Origin of the sequence: Aequitasia blattaphilus (assembly GCF_024721305.1) — a bacterium.
In the GTDB taxonomy this organism is placed as follows: Bacteria; Bacillota; Clostridia; order Lachnospirales; family Lachnospiraceae; genus Aequitasia; species Aequitasia blattaphila.
On record NZ_JAMXOD010000031.1, the window covers coordinates 1 to 22,617 of the forward strand.

Genomic DNA, 22,617 nt, shown 5'->3' on the forward strand with positions numbered 1-22,617 from the left:
CACTGCAGGAGCTATCCTTGGAAAAACTCAAGGCCTATGGTGTGGATGGAAAGGCTCTTACAGGCAGCTTTGCATGGAAGAGTGCTGAAACAGTGGTTTCAAAAGGAGGAAAATATACAGCAGTCTTTACTCCTAATGATAAGAATTACAAATCAGTAAACTTTGAAGTGCAGGTAAATTTAGACTCTACCAAGGTGGAAGATAATACTAAGCCAACTGATAGCCAGAAAGGTAATGAGACCTCTAAAAAAGCTCCAAGCCCGAATACTGCAGATGATTCCAACCTATTTTTATATCTGACTCTCCTTCTGACAGGACTTCTTGGAATCCTGGGAAGCAAGAAGTTAGATATCCACAGGTAATTGCAGTACAAAGTACAAAAAAGAAGAAGTGAGGAGAGGAAAATGAAAATGAAGAAAAAATGGTTGGGTACATTCCTAGGAATCTGCCTGGCAGTAACCATGATGCCAACGGTGGCACTTGCAGAGGATACAACAGCTAAAATAAGCAGCGGAACAGCTGGATAGAAATAACAGGAACATCTCTTGAACTTATTGGAGTTACAGAGGGAAATGATGTAAAGGTATATCAGACTGGAGATGGAACAACAACTACTGATTCGGATATTCAGACCATTGATATTACCCAGGGAGTAAAACCGGATGGAGTAAAGGGGATAAGGTGTACCACCCAGAGCCAGAATGATGGCAAGCTAACAGGGGTAGATGATACGATGGAATATAAGCTTTCCACAGAACAGAGTTGGGTTTCGGTAGTACAAGGAGCAACTCAAGTGACGGGACTCATAAAGGGCAGCTATGATGTTCGTATCAAAGCCAGTGGAACCACTCTGGCATCAGAGGCAGAAAGTGTATTGGTGGGAGAACATACTTGTACATCTGATGGAAAGTGGAATCATAATAACACCCACCATTGGACTCATAGTGCTTGTGGTGCAGAGCTCGATAAAGCAGCTCATACCATGGGGAAATGGATTATTGACAAGGAAGCAACAGAGAAGGAAAAGGGTAGTAAGCACAGAAGCTGTGAGGTGTGTGGATTGGAAGAGAAGGCAGAAATCCCAGTGATTATTCCCGATCCGAAGCCAACTCCAACTCCTACACCAACGCCTACGCCAACTCCAGAACCGAGTCCCAGTCCAACACCGGATTCCAAACAAGTGAAGAGTGGAGCCAGTGCTCAAACAGGAGATTCTAATCCTTTGCTTCTCTGGATTGGACTCATACTGCTTGGAGGTGGAATGATAGCAGGTGTTTTGTATATAAGGAAAAAAAGATAAGAAATTCATAAGGCTCTGTGCCAAAAAGTGAGAGAAGATGTGAAGACATCTGACTCCGGTTTGGCTACAGAGCTCTTTTTTTATCCCCATACCATCTATTAGTAAAAACTATTGATTTAGGTATTATAATTTATTAGTTTTATTTTTAACAATGCCTTATAATTTTCCTATAAGAATCACGGTGAAAAAATGGACAAAAGATAAGGAAGGAAGCAGATAATATGACGGAAATTAGTGGTAAGACAAAGATGCTGGCGGTATTAGGAAGCCCAATTTCACACAGCAATTCCCCAAGGATACATAATGGGGCATTTGAAGCCTTGGGCTTAGACTGTGTTTATTTAGCTTACGATGTAAATCAAGAACAGCTAAAGGAAGCAATTGTAGGAATGAAAGCATTAGGTGCAGCAGGTTTTAGTGTGACGATGCCTAATAAACAGGTGGTTGGTGAATACTTAGATGGATTAAGCAGGGAAGCTGCCCTGTGTGGTGCGGTAAATTGTGTCTGTAACGAAAACGGAAAACTAATTGGATACAATACGGATGGTGTGGGATTTATAGATACACTACGGGAGAATGAAGTGAAAATTGAAGGGGCGAAAATGACCTTAATCGGAACGGGAGGTGCCAGCTCTTCAATTTGCACCCAGGCAGCCCTTGATGGAATGAAAGAAGTCACAATTTTTGGAATTAAGGATCCAACATTTGAAAGTGGTTTAAAACTGGCGGAACGAATTAATAGCGAAACAGAATGTCATGTTGAGGTGTTTGAGCTGTCCGAAGAAGAATTACTGCGGAAGCACATAGAAGAGAGTTCAATTTTAGCCAATGCAACTCCGGTAGGAATGGGCAAGATGGTAGGAATGTCTCCCATTAAGGATGAAAGCATGCTGCGAAAAGATTTAGTGGTTATGGATGTGATTTACAATCCGGAGAAGTCTCGGTTGTTAGAGATGGCAGAAGAACAGGGCTGTAAGATTATTAATGGAAAAAATATGCTGATGTATCAAGGAGCGAAAAGCTTTGAAATCTGGACGGGACAGAAGATGCCCCTTGAGGTAGTGAGACCAATAATCGGTTAGAAAATAAAAGGATCAAAAAAGGAGAAAAAATTATGAAGACAGTAAATGTAGCAGTAATCGGTTGTGGATTTGCAGGAAACTTCCACTCAAATGCATGGACAAAGGTGAATTTTATCAATGTGAACTTAAGAGCAACCGTAGACAGCCAGCTTGAGCGGGCAGAAGCACTGAAGGAAAAATGGGACTATGACTATGCAACGGCAGATTATGAAGAGGTATTAAAGGATCCGGAGGTGGATGTAATTGACATCACCTTACCACCCTTTCTTCATTTGCCTTTTGCATATCGTGCAATGGCGGCAGGTAAGCATGTAATCTGCGACAAACCTTTGACGGGATATTTTGGTGAAGAAGGGGATCAGACACCAGTTGGAGACAAGGTGCCAAAGGCAAAAATGTATGAAAGCATTTTGAAAGAGCTTCAAGAAGCAAAGGATAAGATTGGCAGTAGTGACAAGCTGTTTATGTATGCAGAGAATTATATCTATTCTCCGGCTATTGTAAAAGCAGCGGAAATCCTTCGTAAGAAAAAAAGCAGAGTCATTTATATGAACGCAGAATGCAGCGTACATGGTTCAACCTCACCTCTTTCAAAAGATTGGAACATGGTTGGGGGCGGCAGTATTATGCGTTTGGGTTCCCATCCAATTGCAGGGGTGCTCTACTTAAAGCAAGTTGAGGCAGAAGTGCGTGGATATGAGATTAAGCCGGTTTCAGTGGTAGCAGATACTGGTCGAATCGTCGCAAACTTTCCAGAAGAAGAGAAAAAGCACATTCTTAGCAAATTCAATGATGTCGAGGATTTTGGACATGTGACAATTACCTTTTCGGATGGAACAAAAGCTGTTGTACTAAGCTCTGAGCACTATATGGGTGGAATCCAGAATCACATCAATGTCATTACCAATGATGGCGTATTGGAATGTCTGATGACACCTCCAAACAACATGAAGAGCTTCTTTATGGATGATGAAAATTTAGAGGACGTTTATATATCCGAGAATCTGCAGTGCAAAACTGGCTGGAATAGTGTATTTGTTGCAGAAGAAACTTTGCGTGGATATACAGCAGAGCTTCAGGCATTTGCAGAGGATATTGTGGAAGATCGTATACCGGAGTCTGGAATTGATATCGCAATTGAAACAACAAAGATTATGTATGCTGCTTATCTGTCAGCGGATGAGGGAAGAAGAGTAGATTTATAACAAAAAGGAAAGCAAAATGGTTAAAATACGTGATATAGAAATTGGAAATGGAATTCCTAAGATTTGTGTGCCCATTGTTGGAAAAACAGAAGCTGAGATTTTGGAAATGGCAGAGGAAATCGTAAAAGTTGGAGCAGACATAGTGGAGTGGAGGGGAGACTGGTATCAAGACATTATGTCCTGGGATGCAGTGAACGGTACCGCTAAGAAGCTGCGAAAGATATTAGGGAATATCCCACTTCTGTTTACTTTTCGCAGAGAGGCAGAAGGTGGAGAAAAGGAGATTGAGCCACAGCTGTATTGTGAACTGATTCAAAAAATTGCTGCTACAGGTTTTGTGGATTTAGTAGACATTGAGCTGTTTACTGGAGACAAAATGGTTTGCGACATAATTGATAAAGTGCATCAAAATGGAGTAAAGGTAATTGTCTCAAATCATGACTTTCATCAAACTCCAGAGGTGGAAGAGATTGTCTTGCGTTTGGTGAAAATGAGAGAACTGGGAGCAGATATTCCGAAGATCGCAGTGATGCCAAATGTGAAAAAAGATGTTTTGACACTGCTCACTGCCACAGAGATGGCTTCGGCAGCATTAAACTGTCCAGTCATTACAATGTCTATGGGAAGTGCAGGTGCAATCAGCCGTTTGGCTGGTGAAGTATTTGGTTCTGCCTTGACATTTGGAACGGTAGGAAAGTCATCTGCACCAGGACAGATAGAAGTAGGTGACTTGAGAACGGTACTGAACATAATTCATAAGCAACTATAAGAATAAGAGAGTCTATGACAGAAATGTTGTAGGCTCTTTTGGCTATTGTGCTCTGCCACTTAGGGGCTAAAAATAACCACTTACCATTTCCATATTTACAAAATGAGCTTGATATGATTAGATAGACATGCAAGGGGGAATGAGATGAAAATACGTATTGACATAGATGAAACGCGAACGGAAGAAGAAATAATTATACGTGGGAAATCCTTTGATGAAAAGCTTATGCGTATGCAGAAGATGATTGCCAATCTCTACGAAAAAGATGAGAAAATAGTTCTCTATAAAGGAGATACAACTTACTATATACCGGTAGGAGATATTCTCTTTTTTGAGACAGAAGGAGCTTCAATTTATGCCCACACAATTGCAGAAGTTTATCACACCAAATATAGGTTGTATGAATTAGAAGGACTGCTCTCCGGGGACTTTATGCGTGTATCCAAGGCCACTATTTTAAATCTTGCGAAGGTTTACTCTGTGACGAAAACATTAACGTCTTCGGGAACGGCAGAGTTTAAAGGCACTCATAAGCAGACGTATATATCAAGATATTATTTTAAAGCATTACAACAGAGATTAGAAGAGATGAGGAGATAAGATGATGAAAAAAGAAAGAGTTTTTTGGGGTGTATTTTTAATTTTAGCAGCAGTGATTATGATCTGTGGAAAGATGGATATTTTACCTGATTTTGGAATGTTTAAGATAACGATAGGAATTCTGCTGGTGGCAAGTTTTGTACATTGTATTATGCACAGAAGCCTTTCAGGATTGCTGTTTACGATTGCGTTTCTATGCATTTTATTTAGCAAAGAGCTGGGTCTGGAAAAAATTACACCATTTCCTGTTTTGCTGGCAGCTGTGCTTTTGAGTATCGGACTGGAATTTCTGTTTCCGAAAAAAACGAAGTACATAGAAACAAACTATGAATACCAGAATCATCATTCCACAGAATGGACTGTTGATGACAATGTGAACGATGGGGAGAGCGACCACATTGAGTATGCAACCACCTTTGGTGCCGGGGTTAAATACATCAGCAGCTCTAATTTCAAATCTGCAAGGCTAAAGGCAAGTTTTGGAGGGATGAAGGTATATTTTGATAATGCACTAATTCCCGATGGTTTGGCAACGATTCAGCTGGATGTTAAGTTTTCAGGAGTTGAGCTTTACATTCCAAAAGGCTGGAAGATAGTGAATGATGCTCGTTGTGCCTTTGGAGCCATTGACGAAAAGAATCCAAACCGTTATGATGAAAACGGACCTACCCTTCGATTTGTGGGTGAAGTAAGTTTTGCAGGAGTGGAGATTATCTACGTTTAGGAGCAACAAATGAGAGAGAAATTAACAAAAGATGATGTAAAAAAGATAAAAGAAGAAATAGAGTATCGAAAAGTTGTGGTTCGAAAACGTGAGCTTGAGGCGGTAAAAGAGGCGAGAGCTCACGGTGATTTAAGTGAAAACTTTGAATACAAAGCGGCCAAGCAGGATAAAAACCGCAACGAAAGCCGAATTCGATACCTGGAAAAGATGTTAAAGACGGCTATCATTGTCTCGGATCAATCAGAGGCAAATGAGATTGGATTAAATAAAAAGGTGGAAATTCGTTATCCAGGAGAGACCGAAACGGAAAGCTACCATCTGGTGACTAGTATCAGAGGCAACTCCATGGAAGGAAAAATCAGCATTGAATCTCCTCTCGGAAAAGCCCTTATGGGTAAAAAGGTAGGGGAAATGGCAACGGTTCAATTAGAAGATGGAAGAAGCTATGAAGTAGAAGTGGTTGGAGTGACTCAATCGGACAAAACCGAAATTGATGAAATAAGAAAGTTTTAAAATATCTTGCTATTTTTATAAATTATGGTACACTGTTTTTAGAAATAAAAATAAGGAGGAGAGATATGTTCACAATTTCTTGCTAATAATTTGAAACTACATAAGGAAGCGTTAAACCGGGAATCGGTTTCTCTTTTTTATGTGTCAAAAGGCAGGAAAGAACTATTTCTTCTTAAAACATATGCAGTACATGACCTCGTAGGTGATATTTGTGCGCGTAAAGGAGACCTTCTTTTCCGTGCCGTATTATTTAGGAGGTGTTTTTATGTCACAAATACAAATTTCAAATCTAACATTTTCATACGAAGGCAGCCTGGTAGAAGTATTTCAAAATGCATCCTTTCAGATTGATACTGATTGGAAGCTGGGCTTTGTAGGCCGAAATGGAAGAGGCAAAACTACATTGCTGAAATTGCTCCTGGGAGAATATGAATATCGTGGTCAGATTAAGAGTCAGGTGGATTTCTTTTACTTCCCTTTTCCAATTCAAAATCAAGATGATTTGACAATCAATGTGCTGGAAGAAATCAATCCGACCCTGGAGCAGTGGAGAATCCGCAAGGAAATGCACCTGTTGGAATTAGATGAAGATATCCTGTATCAAGTTTTTAGTACCTTGAGTAAAGGAGAACAAACGAAAATTTTACTGGCAGCACTGTTTTTAAAAGAGGGAGGATTCCTTCTAATTGATGAGCCAACGAATCATTTGGATGTACAAGGGCGGCAGCAAGTTTCTGCTTATCTGAATCAGAAAAAAGGTTTTATTTTAGTCTCTCATGACCGAAAATTTTTAGACGATTGTGTGGACCATATTTTATCCATACAGAAGCAGTCCATTGTGGTTCAAAGAGGAAATTATAGTTCCTATCACAAGAATAAAGAAGCGAAAGATCTCTTTGAATGGAAGCAAAATGAAAAAATCAAAGGGGAAATAAAGGCCATGGAGGAGGCAAAGCGTAAAACAAAAACCTGGTCGGATAAAGTAGAGGATACAAAAATTGGAACAAGAGTAGCGGGGCTTCGGCCGGATCGTGGAGCAATTGGACATAAGGCGGCAAAGATGATGAAACGCTCCAAGGTCATGGAAAACAGGATTGACCGTTCTCTGGATGAAAAATCAAAGCTTTTAAAAGAGGTTGAGGAGAAAGAGGATATGAAGCTTTTTCCTCAGAAGTACACAAAAAATACGTTAGTCTCCTTCAAAAATGTTGCAATCCAGTATAATGGGAATACAATATGCAGTGATGTATCCTTTGAGCTTAACCAAGGAGACCGAATGAACCTCCAAGGAAGAAATGGATCAGGAAAATCCAGTATTATTAAACTGATTCTGGGAGAAGACATTCATTTTACAGGAGAAAAAGAGATTGGATCAGGAATGAAAATTTCTTATGTAAACCAAGACACTAGTTTTTTGGAAGGAAGCATACAGGATTATGCTATACAGGAAGGGATTGATGAGACATTATTTATTACCCTTCTCAGGAAGCTGGATTTAAAAAGAGAGGATTTAAATACGAATATCAAGTATTATAGCCAAGGGCAAAAGAAAAAAGTTCTTCTTGCAAAAAGTTTATGCGAAAGAGCACACTTATATATATGGGATGAGCCCTTAAACTATATTGATGTGTTATCCAGAGAGCAGATTGAAGAAGTGATTTTAAAGTACTGTCCAACGATGCTGTTTGTGGAACATGACGAACTGTTTTGTGAAAAAGTAGCAACCAAAAGGAGTGTGATACAATAATGAAGGAAAAAGGAACTTTTGAAATGATCTATGATGTGGTGATGGAAATACCAAAGGGATACGTAGCATCCTATGGACAAATTGCTGAATTAGCAGGCAATAGAAGGTGGGCAAGAGTTGTGGGTTACGCTCTTCATGCCAATCCAAAGCCAGGAGTGATTCCTTGTCACAGAGTTGTGACAAAGGACGGAAAAGTGTCTCGGGCATTTGCCTTTGGAGGTGAAAACAGACAGGTGGAACTGTTAAAGGAAGAAGGGGTTGTGTTCTGTGAAGACCGTGTGGATATGAAGAAATGTCAGTGGTCAAAAAGACGATTCTAAATCTATAGTGGAAAAAACATGTCTTTTTCTATATAATAGGAAGGTAGGATATCAAAGTAAGAAGGAGATTCGTATGAAAATAAGAACAATTGAAAGTGAATTAAGAAGCAATGCTTATCCGGGGAGAGGTATTATCATTGGAAAAACCCCAGATGAGAAAAAAGCAGTTTTTGCCTATTTTATTATGGGAAGAAGTGAGAATAGCCGCAATCGAGTTTTTGTAGAGGATGGAGAAGGAATTCGTACAAAAGCTTTTGACCCTTCGAAACTTACAGATCCATCTTTGATTATTTATGCACCTGTTCGTGTCATTGGAAATAAGACGATTGTGACAAATGGAGATCAGACGGATACAATCTACGCTGGGATGGACAGTCAAATGACTTTTGAACAGTCTCTTCGTCAAAGAGAATTCGAGCCGGATGGACCAAACTATACGCCAAGAATTTCAGGGATTTTACACATTGAAGGCGGAGAATACAACTATGCAATGTCTATTTTAAAGAGCAATGACGGTGATCCAGATTCTTGTCAGAGATTTACCTATGCCTTTGAGAATCCAAAAGCAGGAGAAGGCCGTTTCATTCATACTTATCAAGAAAATCTTGATCCCCTTCCAAGCTTTGAAGGTGAGCCGAGAAAGGTTGAAATCACAGGAGATATAGATGCATTTACAAGCACAATATGGGATAGTCTAAATGACGAAAACAAGGTTTCTTTGTTTGTGCGCTACATTGATATTGAAAACCAAACGTATGAGTCTAGAATTATAAATAAGAATAAATAGGAATAAAAAGGAGACCAGAATGAAAGAAATAGAATTGAAATATGGATGTAATCCAAATCAAAAGCCATCAAGAATCTATATGGAAGAAGGAGAACTTCCTGTAGAGGTGTTAAACGGAAAACCGGGTTACATCAATTTTTTGGATGCATTTAATGGATGGCAGCTTGTAAAAGAGTTAAAAGAAGCGACGAATTTACCTGCCGCAACTTCTTTTAAGCATGTTTCACCAGCTGGTGCAGCAGTAGGTCTTCCTTTAAGTGATACACTGAAAAAGATTTATTGGGTAGATGATTTAAAGGAGCTTTCACCTCTGGCATGTGCTTACGCAAGAGCAAGAGGAGCTGATCGTATGTCTTCCTTTGGAGATTTCATTGCTCTCTCGGATGTATGTGATGTGGCAACGGCAAATATGATTAAACGAGAAGTATCAGATGGAGTTATCGCTCCTGGATATGAACCAGAAGCCTTAGAAATACTAAAGGCAAAGAAAAAGGGTAATTATAATGTGATTCAGATTGACGCTTCTTACGTACCAAAGCAGCTTGAAAGAAAAGAAGTATATGGAATTACATTTGAACAAGGAAGAAATGAGCTTCATATCGATAAAAACTTCTTTTCGGATGTGGTAACAAACAACAAAGATATGACAGAACAAGGGAAAATAGATTTGGCAATCGCTTTAATCACCCTAAAATACACACAGTCCAATTCAGTGTGTTATGTAAAGGATGGTCAGGCAATTGGTATCGGTGCAGGACAGCAGTCCAGAATCCACTGTACACGTCTTGCAGGAAGCAAAGCAGATAACTGGTGGCTAAGACAGCATCCTATGGTATTGGACCTTCAATTTAAGAGTACAATCGGCAGAGCAGACAGAGACAATTCTATTGACCTGTATATTGGTGAAGAATATATGGATCTGCTGGCAGATGGAGTCTGGGAAAATATATTTGAAGAGAAACCAGAGGTGCTTTCAAGGGAAGAGAAAAGAGCTTGGTTAGATAAACTGGAGGATGTTGCACTGGGATCCGACGCATTCTTCCCATTTGGGGATAACATTGAAAGAGCAAACAAGAGTGGGGTCAAGTACATTGCACAGCCTGGTGGTTCGGTGCGGGATGATAATGTGATTGACACTTGTAATAAATACAACATGGTAATGGCATTTACGGGGATACGTTTATTCCATCACTAAGAAAGTGTGTAAGTATGGATAATCAATATGATGTAATTATTATCGGAGCAGGACCTTCCGGTATTTTCTGTGCCTATGAATTAAAAGAGAAATGTCCGGATTTAAAGGTCTTGATGTTTGAAAAGGGACGCTCCATTGAACAGAGGAAATGTCCGAAACGAGAAACAAAGGTCTGTATTGGATGTAAGCCCTGCAGTATTACCACAGGGTTTGCTGGAGCCGGAGCGTTTTCGGATGGGAAGCTGTCTCTATCTCCTGATGTAGGGGGAACCCTACCGGAGATATTAGGTTACGAGGAAGCGGAAGAATTAATCCATGAAGCGGATAATATTTATTTGAAATTTGGAGCCGACACAAAGGTATACGGTGTAGGGGAAGAAGAAGCGATTGCAAGGATTCGAACGAAAGCAATCCGGGCAAATCTAAAGTTGATTGAATGTCCGGTAAGACATTTGGGAACGGAAGAAGGATATAAGATTTATACCAGACTGCAGGAGCATCTCTTGGAGCAGGGGGTTGAGATTCGTTTCAATACTATGGTAGAAGAAATTCTTATTGAAAATGGTGTGGTGAAAGGCGTTCGAACGGACCGCGGTGAAAACTATTACGCTGATGAAGTGGTAGCCGGCATTGGACGAGAAGGTTCGGAATGGTTTGCCAATGTCTGTAAAAAGAACAAGGTTAAAACGAAGAACGGAACGGTAGATGTAGGCGTTCGCGTAGAGATTCGGGACGAGATTATGAAAGAACTGAATGAAAAACTCTATGAAGCCAAGTTGGTATATTACACACCTACCTTCGATGATAAAGTCCGGGTATTTTGTACAAATCCTTCCGGAGAAGTATCAACGGAGTATTATGACGGTGGTTTAGCAGTAGTAAATGGTCATGCCTATAAGTCAAAAGATATGAAGACCAATAATACGAACTTCGCACTTTTGGTTTCCAAAAACTTCACAGAACCCTTTAAATCACCGATTGATTACGGTAAGCACATTGCCAGACTGGGAAATATGCTAAGTGATGGAAGAATCACTCTGCAGCGATACGGTGATTTTAAAAGAGGAAGGCGTACTACGAAAGAAAGACTTGGCAGAAATAATATTACACCAACCTTGAAGGATGCAATTCCAGGAGATTTGTCACTGGTATTCCCTCATCGCATTATGGTGGCAATTGATGAAATGATACAAGCCCTTGACAAGGTGACTCCGGGAATTGCCTCGGATGAAACTTTATTATATGGAGTAGAGGTGAAATTCTACTCGAATAAAGTTGTCGTTGACACTTGTTTTGAAACAAATATAAAAGGGCTGCGGACAATGGGAGATGGAGCATCCATCACCAGAGGACTTCAACAGGCATCTGCAAATGGTATCAAGGTTGCCAGATGCATCTTGGAGAGAAAAAATTAGAAGGAGATTATAATGGGTAGATATTTTGGTACAGACGGCTTTCGAGGAGAAGTAAATGAAATTCTAAGAGTGGAACATGCATTTAAGATTGGGCGCTTTTTAGGATGGTATTACGGAAAAGAAAAGAAAGCGAAAATTGTAATTGGGAAAGACACAAGACGCAGCAGCTATATGTTTGAGGATGCGTTGGCTTCTGGTATTACAGCTTCTGGAGCAGATGCATATTTACTTCATGTAACGACAACTCCAAGTGTTTCTTACACAACACGTACAGAGGATTTTGATTGTGGAATTATGATTTCAGCAAGTCATAATCCCTATTATGATAATGGGATTAAGATTATCAGTGGAAAAGGACACAAAATTGAAGCGGAAGTGGAAAGCCAAATTGAAGATTACATTGATGGATTGATTGGTGAGCTTCCTCTTGCAAAGAGAGAAAAAATTGGAAGAACGGTAGATTATATTGCAGGACGGAATCGTTATATCGGATACTTGATTTCACTCATCACACATTCCTTTAAAGGGATGAAAATAGGACTGGACTGCTCAAACGGAAGTGCCTTTACGATTGCAAAGAGTGTATTTGACTCAGTAGGAGCAAAAACTTACGTTATTAATGATGAGCCAAATGGTTTAAACATCAATGAAAATGCAGGTTCTACCAATATAGAAATTCTTCAAAAGTTTGTAAAGGAAAATAATCTGGATGTTGGATTTGCTTACGACGGAGATGCGGATCGCTGTATTGCGGTAGATGAGACGGGAGAAGTTGTAGATGGAGACCTGATTCTTTACGTATGTGGAAAGTACTTAAAAGAAGAAGGAAGATTAAATGACGATATGGTTGTTACGACAATTATGTCAAACATTGGACTATATAAAGCCTTTGATAAAGCAGGTCTGAAGTACGAGCAAACAGCGGTAGGTGATAAATACGTATATGAATGTATGGTCAACAATAACTACTCTTTGGGTGGAGAACAATCCGGCCATATTATCTTTAGTAAATATGCAACAACAGGGGATGGAATTCTGACTTCCCTTATGGTAATGGAAGTAATAAAGAGCAGGAAGAAAACCTTAAACGAGCTTCATAAGGAAGTGAAAATCTTCCCTCAGCTTTTGAAAAACGTGCGTGTAGCAGATAAGAAGGAAGCACTAGAGGATCCAAAGGTACAGGAGGCTATTGCATCCGTTATAAAGGCTTTGGGAGATGATGGTCGTATTTTGGTTAGAGAAAGTGGTACAGAGCCGGTAATACGTGTAATGGTAGAGGCTCAGTCTCATGAAATCTGTGAAAAGTATGTAGATCAGGTTGCAAAATTGTTGAAATAGAAAAATGGATAAAAATGAAGGAGGATGCATTTTGCATCCTCCTTGTTAGATAGAATGGAATCCCTTTCCAATGATTTCACTGGTATTGGTAATCAGCATAAAGGCTTTGGGATCATGCTCGTTGACATAATTCCGCAGCTTTACAGACTGCATTCGGTTTAAGGCTGTAAGAACCATGTACTTGTCTTTCCCAGAAAAAGCTCCTTGTGCAAGAACAATGGTTGCACCTCTGTGTAAATCATCTTTGATAAAATCACAAATCGGCTTTGGATTTGAGGTGACTACTGTAAAGTATTTTGAAAGGTTTAAACTTTCGATAAATCCATCAATCATTGTAGAACGAATCAAAAGACCCAGGACGGAGAAAAGTCCGGTTCGTATGTCGAATACAAAAAAGGTTGCCAAAGTGATAAAGAAGTCGGTTACTAAAAGAGCATTACCGATATTAACACGTGTATATTTTTTGAGAATCATGGCAATGATATCGGTTCCCCCGCTAGAGGCTCCCATGTTAAACAGGAAGGCAGAGCCAACCGATGGGAGGGCGACAGCAAAAATCAGCTCTAAAAGAGGTTGGTCTGTTAATGGAGCTGTCATAGGATAAACGCGTTCGAGACCCCACAAGGAAAAGGAGAGCAATAGACTGCAGTAGGCAGTAGCAAACCCAAATTTCCGGCCGAGAAAAACGGCTCCAATAATCAAGAGTATGATGTTTGCGGCAAGGTTGAAGCCAGCAGCAGTGAAGGGGCTGAATTTTGCAACCAATATCGCCAGGCCAGTGATGCCGCCAAATGTGAAGTTGTTTGGAAATTTAAAAAAGTAAACCCCGAAAGCCATCATAAGTGAGCTAAAGGTTAATAGAAAAAAATATTTCGATTTTGAAATCATCAAAGTCACCTCAATTATTTAGAATACATACCAATCTAACTAGATTGTAATACCGGGTATGATAAAAGTCAACGGTAGAGAAATGAAAGAAAATTCTTGCTTTTCGAATGGGTTTGTGCTAGTATGAATTGTGGTTTAAACTATAGGAGGTGCCAGAGAATGGGAATTTTAAAAACGATATTATTGATTATATTTGCTATAGATTGTATTGCATTGATTTTACTGGTTCTGATGCAAGAAGGAAAGCAACAAGGACTCGGTAGCTTAGGTGGCATGACCGACTCTACTTTCTGGGGGCAAAACAAGGGACGCTCTATGGAGGGAAACTTGGCGAGAATAACAACGTTTTTAGCAGTATTGTTTATTGTTCTTGCAGCGGTATTAAACTTACCGGTATTTGCAGGGTAAATGAAGTAAGTAATGTGAGGCACTCTTTTGTATAAAAGGGTGCTTTTTAAAATGAAAAGACATAGCAAAGAGCTGTGTTAGGAGATATTATGAGTAAAGAAGTATTTGAGAAGAGAAAAAAGGTTATCTATGATTTGATCTGTGACCCTTACTACGTACCGATGAAATCAAAGGAGATTGCCATGCTTCTTTCTGTACCAAAAGAAGAGAGGGAGGAGTTGCGGAATATCCTTCAGGAATTGGTAGAAGAAGGAAAAATCCAGGTGAATAAGAAAGGGAAATATAAAAAAGGAAACGGTGGGTTTATCAGAGGAACCTACAGGGCGACACAAAGAGGCTTTGGTTTTGTGGTTCCGGAAGGTGAAGAAGGCAAGGATATTTATATATCCGAGAATTACACCAATGGTGCGTTGGATCAAGATGACGTAGATGTAGTTTTGGTGGAGACAAAAAGTGAGAAAACGAGAAGCCGTGAAGGGAAAATTGTACGTATTGTAAAGCGGGGAATAGAACGTGTTGTAGGCCTGTACCAAAAAGATAAGAAGAAACAGTATGGATTTGTTATTCCAGATGATGTGAGATTTCACAAAGATATTTATATACCAGTGCAGAAAAGTAAGGACGCAAAATCAGGAGATAAGGTTGTGGTAGGACTTACCTCCTATGGAGATGAGCACCATAAACCGGAAGGTGTTATTACCGAGGTTTTAGGTGGGCATAAGGAACCGGGAGTAGATGTGTTGTCCATTGTAAAGGATTATGACTTGGCAGTTGATTTTCCGGAAAAAGTCAATAACCAGGCGTTAAATGTATCCCAGCCTGTATCCCAAGCAGATTGTGCCGGCCGGGAAGATTTGAGAAAGTTATTAACGATTACCATAGATGGTGAAGATGCAAAGGATTTAGATGATGCAATTACGTTGGAAAAATCAGGAGATGAATATATTTTAGGTGTACACATTGCAGATGTAACCAATTATGTACAGGAAAATAGTGCTCTGGATAAGGAAGCGCTAAAGAGAGGAACCAGTGTGTATTTAGTGGATCGTGTGATTCCCATGCTTCCACGAACTCTTTCAAATGGAATATGCTCTTTGAATGCAAATGAGGATCGTTTAACCTTGAGCTGCATCATGAAAATAAGCAAAGCAGGCGAAGTTTTAGAGCATCGAATCGTGGAAGGTGTCATCTGTGTAAATAATCGAATGACCTACACGAATGTGTGGAAGATACTAGAAGGGGAGAGTGAGGAATTAAACCAGGAATACAAAGAACTGATTCCGATGCTTGAAAAGATGAAAGAACTTTCTGCTATTTTACGTGAAAAGCGGAAAAAGAGAGGCTCCATTGATTTTGATTTCCCAGAGACAAAAGTGATTTTGGATGATCAAGGAAAGCCAATTGATATAAAGCCCTATGAACGGAATACAGCGACGGATATTATTGAGGATTTCATGCTTTTGGCAAATGAAACAGTGGCAGAGGATTATTTCTGGCAGGAAATTCCTTTTGTGTATCGTACCCATGATGTACCCCAGGAGGATAAGGTTCGTTCTTTGGCGACGTTTATCAATAATTTTGGTTATTCAATGCATATTGGACAGCAGGATATTAAGCCTATGGAGATTCAAAAGTTATTGACGAAGATAGAAGGCTCAAAAGAAGAAGGTCTGATTAGCAGGCTAGCTCTTCGTTCTATGAAGCAGGCAAGGTACACACCGGAAAATACGGGACATTTTGGACTTGCAGCCAGGTATTACACCCATTTCACCTCTCCGATTCGAAGATATCCTGATTTGCAGATTCATAGAATTATTAAGGATAATATTCGAGGGAGAATGACGAAGGAAAGAAGAGAGCATTACGAGAAAATTCTTCCAGAAGTAACGAAGCAGTCTTCGGCAATGGAAAGAAAAGCGGAAGAGGCGGAGCGAGAGAGTATTAAGCTGAAAAAGGTTGAATACATGAAGGGAAAAGAGGGAGAAGTGTTCTCAGGTGTCATTTCTGGTATGACAAAATGGGGGATGTATGTGGAGCTTCCCAACACAGTCGAGGGGCTGGTACATCTTACCAATCTTACAGATGACTACTATCATTATGATGAAACCAGGTATGAGATGATAGGTGAGCGTCTTGGACGAGTGTATAAGCTTGGACAAAGAGTAGAAGTGAGCTTAGTGAATGCGGATATTAAAACGAGAACGATCGATTTTATCTTGAAAAAAGGAGACGAAACGAAAGATGTCTAAGACAAGTGGAAAATTAATAGCAAATAATAAAAAGGCATACCATGAATATTTTATCCTGGAATCTTTTGAGGCAGGAATCTCCCTTTCCGGAACGGAGGTAAAGTCTCTGAGAATGGGACAGTGCTCCATTAAGGAATCATTTGTTCGAATTGAGAATGGAGAGGTGTTTATTTATGGAATGCACATTTCGCCCTATGAAAAAGGGAATATATTTAACAAGGATCCTCTCAGAGTGCGTAAGCTCTTGCTTCACAAGAGCGAAATCAACAAGATGGTAGGTAAGACAAAAGAAAAGGGTATTGCAATTGTACCATTAAAAGTCTATTTTAAGGGCAGCCTTGTAAAGGTGGAGATCGGACTGGCTAAAGGTAAGAAATTGTACGATAAGAGGCAAGACATTGCAAAGAAAGACCAACAGAGAGAAGCTCAAAGAGACTTTAAAATTAGAAATTTAGGATAAAAAGAGGCGCTTGTGTTAAACACAGGCGCCTCTTTGGTTAGGTGTATCTCGAATTATTCGATAGTAATCAGTTTTGGTTGTTCTTCAATTTTCTCTTTTTCTTTTGGAACTTCAAGGTGGAGAACGCCATCTTTAAAGGCTGCTTTTATATCATTTTCGGTGATAGAATCACCAACGTAAAAGCTACGATTGCAAGAGCCGGTATAGCGCTCTTTACGAATGCACCTGCCTTCTTCATCTTTCTCTTCCTTTTCTTCCTTTTTGCTTGCGGAAATCGTTAAATAGCCGTCTTTTAAATCAGCCTTTATATTTTCTTTCTCATATCCAGGCAACTCAATATCTAAATGGTAATCCCCATCTTTATCGACAATATCTGTCTTCATAATCTGAGAGCTTGAGTTTCCATAGGGACGTCTAAAGAACGGATCCCGAAACATTTCATCAAAAAAATTATTATAACCTCTGTTTGCTAATAACATATGTCATACCTCCTAAATATTTACTGATACTTGAATCGTTAATTGTTGGTTGATAGCTCTAATTGCTATAGATATTATATAACACACGTAATTAGCACTGTCAAGGGAAGAGTGCTAATTTTTTTAAAAATTGACTTTCATCGCCTGTTGAGCTATACTATCAAAGTAAATCTATCTGCAACCAGAACTAAAACTTTAGGGCTAGTACTGGTTTCGACGGGGGTTTAGAAGTATGAGAAGCCATTCGTAGTGGGACACTACGTAAAAAGTTCCATTTAAATTTAAACGCAGAAGATAATAATTTAGCGTACGCTGCCTAGTATGGCAGTAGTCGGCCTTAGGTATTCCACTGCTTAAGAACCCGGCTTCGACGAAGGTGGAGCACGCCTTACCCAAAGCTTTGAGGGTAAGGACGAATGATGAAGCTACTAAAGCAGATAACCTGTCATTAGGTGATTTGTAGAGGGAATGTTAAAGTAATGACTGTAATGGGAGATGCTTATATGGAAGAGCTTTCGGACGCGGGTTCGATTCCCGCCTGGTCCAGTGGACTGTACTTATCCGAACCAAAGAGGTTTTGAGCAGTATAGTCCTTTTCTATGCGCTCAATCTCGGCTTCTATTGCTTTCTTGTTTCCGTCCCCATCTGTAAAATTATATACAATAATCAAGTAATTATCATATAAGTACACCCGATTCACAAAGGTGTTGATCAGACGTATAGAAAATGCAGTATCATCAATATCACCGGCACGAAATGAGAAAAGCCAATATCTTATTTCATTTTCTGTTATGTCTGCCTTTTTGATTTTAGCCATTGAGATATCAATATTTAGTTCTTCTTTCTCTTTCTCTAAAGCAACCAGCCTGTCTTTGGTTGAATCGGTAATAATCCCCATCTCTACCGCATGTATTAAATTATCAATACTATTCTGCACGGTTTTTAGTTGCTTTTTCAAGGAAAGCAAGAAGGCGCTGTGCTCATCGGATTTCTGTAGCTCCATGATTTTGATAATCAGATGCTCTATTAAATCATCTGTCAAGACATCCTCAATTGTGGTGCGAACAACAGTGCGCTCTAATACTTCTTTTCGGTAATTTTTTGAGGAACATTTGGTACGCCGATTCTTTTTGGCAGCGCATTTGTAGTAATAATATGTATTGCTACGCCCAGTTCCAGATTCACCAATTACTGAACTCTTGCATTGTCCACAGAATAATTTGCCAGTAAGAAGAAACTCTACAATAGCAGTACATCGTTTCTTGGAACGGTTACGCGAATTTGTCTTTAAAATACCATGAACCCTATCCCAAAGTTCTTGAGGAACAATGCGGGGAATTACATCGGTTTGTATAATATCGCCATAACGATAGATGCCAATGTATTTCTCGTTTCGCAAAATGTAGTATACTGCATGGGTGTTAAAAGGTTTTCCCATTGCATTTAAAATTCTTCGTTCATTTAGACTATCTCTTATTTCTCGGGCTGTTTCACCAGAAGCATATCTCTCGAATATTTCTACGACAATCTTAGCTGTTTCGGGATTATACTCATATTTCTTATTTACTAAATTATATCCAAAACATGGATTTCCACTTACGATATGTCCCTTTAATACGGATTCCCGCATTCCTCTTTTAACCTTTTGAGCAAGTTCGGCGGAATAATATTCAGCCATGCCCTCTAAAAGAGATTCCATTATGATTCCTTCTGGACCATCCGGGATATGCTCTTTTGCATAAAGCAATTGAACACCTAGTTTCCGTAATTTGACCTTATTGATTGCGATCTCTTCTCGGTTACGACCAAAACGGTCTATTTTCCAGACGATAACATACGAGAACTGATTGCGCGCAGCATCTTTAATCAGCCGGTTAAATTCAAGCCGGTTCTCAAAATCGGTGCCGGATATATGGCGGTCTATGTAATTATCAATGATGGTAATGTTATTCTGTTTGGCATATTCCATGCAGTCTCGAAGCTGGCCGTCAATCGACTGATCTGTTTGTCCGGGACCGGCACTGTATCTTGCGTAAATTACTCCATTCATATATAACTCTCCTCTCAATTTGGGTATAAAAAATAGCCCTACACAGGCTTTCGGAGATGTGATATAATATGCTTGTTCAGGGCATTATATCGGTCTCTTAGACCTATGTAGTGTTTGCCGCTCTTACTGTAAAAGGTAGGGGCGGTTTTTTATTTATATCCATTTCTTTATGCTTTTTATAGACTCTTTAACATCACTAGAAGGATCATTGTTTTTGATACTTAAAGAAAGAAGAAAAACGCCTGTGTCAATAAGTTGTTCTTCATCCGTGATTTCCTCGCCACTAGACTCCCTCAGCTCTCTTATTAAGTATATCTTATCGTTTAGCTCACCGAGTTTTTCATAGGCTTCATCTTGTGTGTAGTACTTATCTAAATAATCTTCACCGATTTTTACAGCATCTTCGCCTATTTCTTGGAAGTCATCAGAAATATTTGCAGAAGATTTGCAGGCTACCAACGAAAATATTAAAAAGCAAGTCAATAATAGCGCAAATGGTCTTTTCTTCATCTCACTTTCCTCCTTAATTAATGTTTAAGCCTTCTGTTTTTCCAATAGGCTCTTAGAATTTTCATTTAACTTTGAGCTTTTTGGCTTTCTGTATTCACTCCCGAAAGTAAGGCTTTTTACTATTTTGACAAAGGTTTTTAACCGCTGCATTTGCAACTCGTATCTCTTCATCGTATTGCTTTCGCTTTCGATATATGATGCAAAGCCTAGTATATGGGTGCGAACCATCGAATTCAAATGCAACATTCTTTTCATATAGATTGATTGCTCCCTCTACATCGCCTATGCTTTCAAGGTGCTTCCCCATTAGGTTGTTGTTTACGAACTCATCTAGCGTCATGTTAAAATTTCCCCCTTAACTCAACTACTTTTCCGATTACGGTTATTGGCAATTTCTCTATATCTTCATTACCGTAAAACTTTGGCTCATACTTCGGATTATTTGCAATCAACTCTATTCCATCCCGGTATTTCCGTATCCTCTTACAGGTAGCATCAGTACCATTAACGGTTACGATTGCCACGTCTCCACTGTCTACATCTGATTGTTGTCGTACAATCACCACATCTCCATCTAATATACGAGGCTCCATGCTGTCACCTTGGATTTTCAAGCCGAAGAATTCGCCTGTTCTTGCCATTTCTTCGGTTATTTCCTCTTCGTCAATAATATCAGTAATAGCTTCAATAGGTACCCCTGCGGCGACCCTGCCAAGAACCTTTATTTTGATGCCTCTGGGTTTAGTGATAGTAGCTGCTGGGCGGTATTCTGTTCCATCCTCGTCAAAATGCACTTTTTTCCTTATATTAGCTCGTCCCAGTAAATAATCCGTATCGACGTTAAAATAATCCGCAATACTTTCTAAAATTTCAAAGTTAGGACGACGGTCTCCACGCTCATACATATTGAGGGCACTCTTAGTGAGACCTAGTTCATCCGCCATTTTTTGTTGGCTAAAACCTCTTTCATCCCTCAATTTTTTTATTCGGGTTCCGAAGTCAGACATTATACCACCTCCTTATCTGTGTTTCTTCATTATTACACAAAACGTGTACGAAATCAAGAAAAAAATTAACAAAATGTGCTTGACACCTGAACACGATACGTGTATATTATAGTTAAGCACAAAACGTGCACGGAAAGGAGGTTGTCAATTGAATAAACAAGCAATTGCTAAAAAGCTTATAGAGCTGAGAGGAAATAAGAGCCGAGAAGAGGTTGCAAAAGCCCTGAAAATAAGTACATCCGCTCTTGCAATGTACGAACAGGGAGAACGAATACCTAGAGACCATATCAAGGCTAGAATATCGAAGTACTATAAGCGAAGCGTAGACTTTATTTTTTTTGCTCACATAGAGCACGAAAAGTGCACGAAAGAATCTAACGAATCAGAAGAGGAGGTGAGGTAGTGAGATGGAGACATTACAAGGAATTGCTATTTTTCTTTTTGGAGTTCTAATGTATGTGCTTTTTGAGTCATGTGGATATGGATATCTTTGGCTTGCATTTATGGTTGGTGTGATTTTGGTGAAAAAAATAACGGCTTAATCAGAGTTACTAATTAAACGTGTGATATTAAGAAGAAGAAACGCTATAAGCGCAAGGGCTGTGACTTGTTGTGGAGCGGCAAGTTCGTCGTATGCAGCTGTTGCTAGTGCCGAAAGAACAAGAATAGAAATGATTGAGACAAAAGCAACTATAACGAACCTAAGAACCAAAGCTAAGACATAGAGTATGAAACTGAGCTTAGACGCATATTGTCTGTGTGCAATTCTATATTCTAGATTTCTACGTTTTAGACCCAGTCTACGGCATGAGCGGTCATAATTTTTATTCACATAAGTACACAATTCCATAAATGAATTTTGAGTAGGATGACTCCTGCAGGTGCGATAAACATCAAGCGTAGAGCCATCGGCTAAATTCAAATTTCCTGCAATGATGGCTAATGCTTTTTCCATAACCTCAGTATCAATTTTACTAAACAAGATAGGCTCGAGTGTCATAAATAACGGTGAAAATAGTAAGTCGTGGCGTTCTCGTACGAGTGATGAAGAAGGCTGGGCTTTAATTGTATAGAGAGCGACTAAGCCGCCTAAGATGGCAGCAATAAGAGTACCTATTAAATTAAAAGGATCTCCATTGGAGAAATACTCAGTCAGTTCCATAGATATCAATTCCTTTCAGTTTTTAAGGGAATTATAACACAGTAGGAGACCCAATGAAAAGCAACCCAGTAGAGGAAACTAAAGAGGAGGTGCAAGATGAACAAAATCCATATAGAGAAAATACCAGAAGAACAAAACAAGTCAATGGCAAGATGTTTACTGAATTCAATGAAAGAGTTTTTTGCGGATTCAGAAAACATGAAAGCATTTGAGAAATGGGAAAAGCAAAGAGAGAAGGAGGCAATATGAAAGACAAACTAACAGACATACTAGCCGCAGTGCTGTTTGTAGCAGTTGTGATGGCGTTTTGTACTCTTGTGGGTATGGCAGCGGATTGGGTGGTTGGATTGTAGGAAGGAGAAGTTATGAAACATTTTGAAATAGGTATTACTACAGGTGGAACACGCGA

At 39.5% G+C, this 22,617-nt stretch carries 28 protein-coding genes and 1 other RNA gene; 22 read left to right on the plus strand and 7 right to left on the minus strand.

All coding sequences use genetic code 11. The features are described from left to right. From NHH15_RS14190 to glmM, 15 genes are all read left to right on the plus strand, one after another. Positions 1 to 362, plus strand: a 362-nt coding sequence (locus NHH15_RS14190; protein ID WP_262067310.1) for a hypothetical protein, incomplete at its 5' end; no start/stop codon positions are given. 42 nt (positions 363 to 404) lie between these two features. Further along, on the plus strand, positions 405 to 527 hold the full coding sequence (locus tag NHH15_RS14195) for a hypothetical protein (RefSeq protein WP_262067311.1): 123 nt from the start codon (positions 405 to 407) through the stop codon (positions 525 to 527). Positions 528 to 733: 206 nt separating this feature from the next. Beyond that, positions 734 to 1,300 (plus strand): LPXTG cell wall anchor domain-containing protein, encoded by a 567-nt coding sequence (locus NHH15_RS14200; protein WP_262067312.1) that lies wholly within the window; start codon positions 734 to 736, stop codon positions 1,298 to 1,300. 221 nt (positions 1,301 to 1,521) lie between these two features. Beyond that, positions 1,522 to 2,382, plus strand: coding sequence for a shikimate dehydrogenase (gene aroE / locus NHH15_RS14205; RefSeq protein WP_262067313.1), 861 nt, complete (start codon positions 1,522 to 1,524; stop codon positions 2,380 to 2,382). A gap of 32 nt (positions 2,383 to 2,414) precedes the next feature. Further along, positions 2,415 to 3,587 carry a Gfo/Idh/MocA family protein gene (locus NHH15_RS14210; RefSeq protein WP_262067314.1) on the plus strand — a complete coding sequence of 391 codons (1,173 nt, stop codon included), beginning with the start codon at positions 2,415 to 2,417 and terminating at the stop codon, positions 3,585 to 3,587. Positions 3,588 to 3,603: 16 nt separating this feature from the next. Continuing rightward, positions 3,604 to 4,356 (plus strand): type I 3-dehydroquinate dehydratase, encoded by a 753-nt coding sequence (gene aroD, locus NHH15_RS14215; protein WP_262067315.1) that lies wholly within the window; start codon positions 3,604 to 3,606, stop codon positions 4,354 to 4,356. 144 nt (positions 4,357 to 4,500) lie between these two features. Beyond that, on the plus strand, positions 4,501 to 4,956 hold the full coding sequence (locus tag NHH15_RS14220; protein ID WP_262067316.1) for a LytTR family DNA-binding domain-containing protein: 456 nt from the start codon (positions 4,501 to 4,503) through the stop codon (positions 4,954 to 4,956). Between the two features lie 4 nt (positions 4,957 to 4,960). After that, complete coding sequence (locus NHH15_RS14225) at positions 4,961 to 5,680, plus strand: cell wall-active antibiotics response protein (protein WP_262067317.1); 720 nt, start codon at positions 4,961 to 4,963, stop codon at positions 5,678 to 5,680. Positions 5,681 to 5,689: 9 nt separating this feature from the next. Then, positions 5,690 to 6,193, plus strand: coding sequence for a transcription elongation factor GreA (gene greA, locus NHH15_RS14230; protein WP_262067318.1), 504 nt, complete (start codon positions 5,690 to 5,692; stop codon positions 6,191 to 6,193). Positions 6,194 to 6,458: 265 nt separating this feature from the next. After that, a complete protein-coding gene (abc-f, locus tag NHH15_RS14235; protein ID WP_262067319.1) occupies positions 6,459 to 7,940 on the plus strand; it encodes a ribosomal protection-like ABC-F family protein in 1,482 nt (493 codons plus the stop codon). After that, complete coding sequence (locus NHH15_RS14240; protein ID WP_262067320.1) at positions 7,940 to 8,260, plus strand: MGMT family protein; 321 nt, start codon at positions 7,940 to 7,942, stop codon at positions 8,258 to 8,260. The genes abc-f and NHH15_RS14240 overlap by 1 nt, the downstream gene beginning before the upstream one ends. A gap of 73 nt (positions 8,261 to 8,333) precedes the next feature. Further along, a complete protein-coding gene (locus NHH15_RS14245; protein WP_262067321.1) occupies positions 8,334 to 9,047 on the plus strand; it encodes an IMP cyclohydrolase in 714 nt (237 codons plus the stop codon). A gap of 19 nt (positions 9,048 to 9,066) precedes the next feature. Beyond that, positions 9,067 to 10,242 carry a phosphoribosylaminoimidazolecarboxamide formyltransferase gene (locus tag NHH15_RS14250; RefSeq protein WP_262067322.1) on the plus strand — a complete coding sequence of 392 codons (1,176 nt, stop codon included), beginning with the start codon at positions 9,067 to 9,069 and terminating at the stop codon, positions 10,240 to 10,242. 14 nt (positions 10,243 to 10,256) lie between these two features. After that, positions 10,257 to 11,657: an NAD(P)/FAD-dependent oxidoreductase gene (locus NHH15_RS14255; RefSeq protein ID WP_262067323.1), complete on the plus strand. Its 1,401-nt coding sequence runs from the start codon at positions 10,257 to 10,259 to the stop codon at positions 11,655 to 11,657. Positions 11,658 to 11,669: 12 nt separating this feature from the next. Then, the gene (gene glmM, locus NHH15_RS14260) at positions 11,670 to 12,995 is read left to right on the plus strand and encodes a phosphoglucosamine mutase (protein WP_262067324.1); all 1,326 of its coding nucleotides are present in this window, start codon (positions 11,670 to 11,672) and stop codon (positions 12,993 to 12,995) included. 45 nt (positions 12,996 to 13,040) lie between these two features. Here the strand turns inward: glmM and NHH15_RS14265 are convergent, their stop codons facing one another. Beyond that, on the minus strand, positions 13,041 to 13,883 hold the full coding sequence (locus tag NHH15_RS14265) for a YitT family protein (RefSeq protein ID WP_262067325.1): 843 nt from the start codon (positions 13,881 to 13,883) through the stop codon (positions 13,041 to 13,043). Positions 13,884 to 14,042: 159 nt separating this feature from the next. Here NHH15_RS14265 and secG point away from each other — a divergent pair, with 159 nt between their 5' ends. The 3 genes from secG (at position 14,043) to smpB (ending at position 17,000) form a co-directional block, all read left to right on the plus strand. Beyond that, entirely contained in the window at positions 14,043 to 14,291 is a 249-nt protein-coding gene (gene secG, locus NHH15_RS14270; protein ID WP_262067326.1) for a preprotein translocase subunit SecG, read from the plus strand. Between the two features lie 89 nt (positions 14,292 to 14,380). Further along, on the plus strand, positions 14,381 to 16,540 hold the full coding sequence (rnr, locus tag NHH15_RS14275; protein ID WP_262067327.1) for a ribonuclease R: 2,160 nt from the start codon (positions 14,381 to 14,383) through the stop codon (positions 16,538 to 16,540). Next, positions 16,533 to 17,000 (plus strand): SsrA-binding protein SmpB, encoded by a 468-nt coding sequence (smpB, locus tag NHH15_RS14280; RefSeq protein WP_262067328.1) that lies wholly within the window; start codon positions 16,533 to 16,535, stop codon positions 16,998 to 17,000. The genes rnr and smpB overlap by 8 nt, the downstream gene beginning before the upstream one ends. A gap of 53 nt (positions 17,001 to 17,053) precedes the next feature. Here smpB and NHH15_RS14285 read toward each other — a convergent pair whose 3' ends face one another. Then, positions 17,054 to 17,479, minus strand: coding sequence for an Hsp20/alpha crystallin family protein (locus tag NHH15_RS14285; protein WP_262067329.1), 426 nt, complete (start codon positions 17,477 to 17,479; stop codon positions 17,054 to 17,056). Positions 17,480 to 17,677: 198 nt separating this feature from the next. Between NHH15_RS14285 and ssrA the strand changes: the two genes are divergently transcribed. Further along, positions 17,678 to 18,028, plus strand: a transfer-messenger RNA (tmRNA) gene (gene ssrA, locus NHH15_RS14290). Here ssrA and NHH15_RS14295 read toward each other — a convergent pair. The 4 genes from NHH15_RS14295 to NHH15_RS14310 form a co-directional block, all read right to left on the minus strand. After that, positions 17,979 to 19,529, minus strand: a complete 1,551-nt coding sequence (locus NHH15_RS14295; RefSeq protein WP_262067330.1) for a recombinase family protein — start codon at positions 19,527 to 19,529, stop codon at positions 17,979 to 17,981. The two genes, ssrA and NHH15_RS14295, sit on opposite strands and share 50 nt — an antisense overlap. 153 nt (positions 19,530 to 19,682) lie before the next feature. Beyond that, positions 19,683 to 20,039 (minus strand): hypothetical protein, encoded by a 357-nt coding sequence (locus NHH15_RS14300; RefSeq protein ID WP_262067331.1) that lies wholly within the window; start codon positions 20,037 to 20,039, stop codon positions 19,683 to 19,685. Between the two features lie 94 nt (positions 20,040 to 20,133). After that, complete coding sequence (locus tag NHH15_RS14305) at positions 20,134 to 20,379, minus strand: hypothetical protein (protein WP_262067332.1); 246 nt, start codon at positions 20,377 to 20,379, stop codon at positions 20,134 to 20,136. A 1-nt stretch (position 20,380) separates the two neighbouring features. Further along, the gene (locus NHH15_RS14310; RefSeq protein ID WP_262067333.1) at positions 20,381 to 21,046 is read right to left on the minus strand and encodes a LexA family protein; all 666 of its coding nucleotides are present in this window, start codon (positions 21,044 to 21,046) and stop codon (positions 20,381 to 20,383) included. A 148-nt stretch (positions 21,047 to 21,194) separates the two neighbouring features. Between NHH15_RS14310 and NHH15_RS14315 the strand changes: the two genes are divergently transcribed. Together NHH15_RS14315 and NHH15_RS14320 are read left to right on the plus strand one after the other, a co-directional pair. Further along, positions 21,195 to 21,449 (plus strand): helix-turn-helix transcriptional regulator, encoded by a 255-nt coding sequence (locus NHH15_RS14315; protein WP_262067334.1) that lies wholly within the window; start codon positions 21,195 to 21,197, stop codon positions 21,447 to 21,449. Positions 21,450 to 21,453: 4 nt separating this feature from the next. Continuing rightward, positions 21,454 to 21,588 carry a hypothetical protein gene (locus NHH15_RS14320; protein WP_262067335.1) on the plus strand — a complete coding sequence of 45 codons (135 nt, stop codon included), beginning with the start codon at positions 21,454 to 21,456 and terminating at the stop codon, positions 21,586 to 21,588. Here NHH15_RS14320 and NHH15_RS14325 read toward each other — a convergent pair. After that, the gene (locus NHH15_RS14325; RefSeq protein WP_262067336.1) at positions 21,585 to 22,208 is read right to left on the minus strand and encodes a hypothetical protein; all 624 of its coding nucleotides are present in this window, start codon (positions 22,206 to 22,208) and stop codon (positions 21,585 to 21,587) included. The two genes, NHH15_RS14320 and NHH15_RS14325, sit on opposite strands and share 4 nt — an antisense overlap. Before the next feature lie 96 nt (positions 22,209 to 22,304). On the opposite strand from NHH15_RS14325, the gene NHH15_RS14330 reads away from it, so the two are divergent. Next, positions 22,305 to 22,457 (plus strand): hypothetical protein, encoded by a 153-nt coding sequence (locus NHH15_RS14330; RefSeq protein ID WP_262067337.1) that lies wholly within the window; start codon positions 22,305 to 22,307, stop codon positions 22,455 to 22,457. Positions 22,458 to 22,617: the final 160 nt, after the last annotated feature.

What these genes read in the sequence shown, in the direction of transcription:
- abc-f (WP_262067319.1), top strand. Translation starts at nt 6,459, where the DNA reads ATGTCACAAATACAAATTTCAAATCTAACATTTTCATACGAAGGCAGC.
- NHH15_RS14320 (WP_262067335.1), top strand. Translation starts at nt 21,454, where the DNA reads ATGGAGACATTACAAGGAATTGCTATTTTTCTTTTTGGAGTTCTAATG.
- NHH15_RS14325 (WP_262067336.1), bottom strand. Translation starts at nt 22,208, where the DNA reads ATGGAACTGACTGAGTATTTCTCCAATGGAGATCCTTTTAATTTAATA.
- glmM (WP_262067324.1), top strand. Translation starts at nt 11,670, where the DNA reads ATGGGTAGATATTTTGGTACAGACGGCTTTCGAGGAGAAGTAAATGAA.
- NHH15_RS14250 (WP_262067322.1), top strand. Translation starts at nt 9,067, where the DNA reads ATGAAAGAAATAGAATTGAAATATGGATGTAATCCAAATCAAAAGCCA.
- NHH15_RS14210 (WP_262067314.1), top strand. Translation starts at nt 2,415, where the DNA reads ATGAAGACAGTAAATGTAGCAGTAATCGGTTGTGGATTTGCAGGAAAC.
- aroD (WP_262067315.1), top strand. Translation starts at nt 3,604, where the DNA reads ATGGTTAAAATACGTGATATAGAAATTGGAAATGGAATTCCTAAGATT.
- NHH15_RS14220 (WP_262067316.1), top strand. Translation starts at nt 4,501, where the DNA reads ATGAAAATACGTATTGACATAGATGAAACGCGAACGGAAGAAGAAATA.
- NHH15_RS14265 (WP_262067325.1), bottom strand. Translation starts at nt 13,883, where the DNA reads ATGATTTCAAAATCGAAATATTTTTTTCTATTAACCTTTAGCTCACTT.
- secG (WP_262067326.1), top strand. Translation starts at nt 14,043, where the DNA reads ATGGGAATTTTAAAAACGATATTATTGATTATATTTGCTATAGATTGT.
- NHH15_RS14200 (WP_262067312.1), top strand. Translation starts at nt 734, where the DNA reads ATGGAATATAAGCTTTCCACAGAACAGAGTTGGGTTTCGGTAGTACAA.
- NHH15_RS14285 (WP_262067329.1), bottom strand. Translation starts at nt 17,479, where the DNA reads ATGTTATTAGCAAACAGAGGTTATAATAATTTTTTTGATGAAATGTTT.
- NHH15_RS14195 (WP_262067311.1), top strand. Translation starts at nt 405, where the DNA reads ATGAAAATGAAGAAAAAATGGTTGGGTACATTCCTAGGAATCTGCCTG.
- NHH15_RS14310 (WP_262067333.1), bottom strand. Translation starts at nt 21,046, where the DNA reads ATGTCTGACTTCGGAACCCGAATAAAAAAATTGAGGGATGAAAGAGGT.
- NHH15_RS14255 (WP_262067323.1), top strand. Translation starts at nt 10,257, where the DNA reads ATGGATAATCAATATGATGTAATTATTATCGGAGCAGGACCTTCCGGT.
- greA (WP_262067318.1), top strand. Translation starts at nt 5,690, where the DNA reads ATGAGAGAGAAATTAACAAAAGATGATGTAAAAAAGATAAAAGAAGAA.
- aroE (WP_262067313.1), top strand. Translation starts at nt 1,522, where the DNA reads ATGACGGAAATTAGTGGTAAGACAAAGATGCTGGCGGTATTAGGAAGC.
- NHH15_RS14240 (WP_262067320.1), top strand. Translation starts at nt 7,940, where the DNA reads ATGAAGGAAAAAGGAACTTTTGAAATGATCTATGATGTGGTGATGGAA.
- NHH15_RS14300 (WP_262067331.1), bottom strand. Translation starts at nt 20,039, where the DNA reads ATGAAGAAAAGACCATTTGCGCTATTATTGACTTGCTTTTTAATATTT.
- NHH15_RS14295 (WP_262067330.1), bottom strand. Translation starts at nt 19,529, where the DNA reads ATGAATGGAGTAATTTACGCAAGATACAGTGCCGGTCCCGGACAAACA.
- smpB (WP_262067328.1), top strand. Translation starts at nt 16,533, where the DNA reads ATGTCTAAGACAAGTGGAAAATTAATAGCAAATAATAAAAAGGCATAC.
- NHH15_RS14330 (WP_262067337.1), top strand. Translation starts at nt 22,305, where the DNA reads ATGAACAAAATCCATATAGAGAAAATACCAGAAGAACAAAACAAGTCA.
- NHH15_RS14245 (WP_262067321.1), top strand. Translation starts at nt 8,334, where the DNA reads ATGAAAATAAGAACAATTGAAAGTGAATTAAGAAGCAATGCTTATCCG.
- rnr (WP_262067327.1), top strand. Translation starts at nt 14,381, where the DNA reads ATGAGTAAAGAAGTATTTGAGAAGAGAAAAAAGGTTATCTATGATTTG.
- NHH15_RS14225 (WP_262067317.1), top strand. Translation starts at nt 4,961, where the DNA reads ATGAAAAAAGAAAGAGTTTTTTGGGGTGTATTTTTAATTTTAGCAGCA.
- NHH15_RS14305 (WP_262067332.1), bottom strand. Translation starts at nt 20,379, where the DNA reads ATGACGCTAGATGAGTTCGTAAACAACAACCTAATGGGGAAGCACCTT.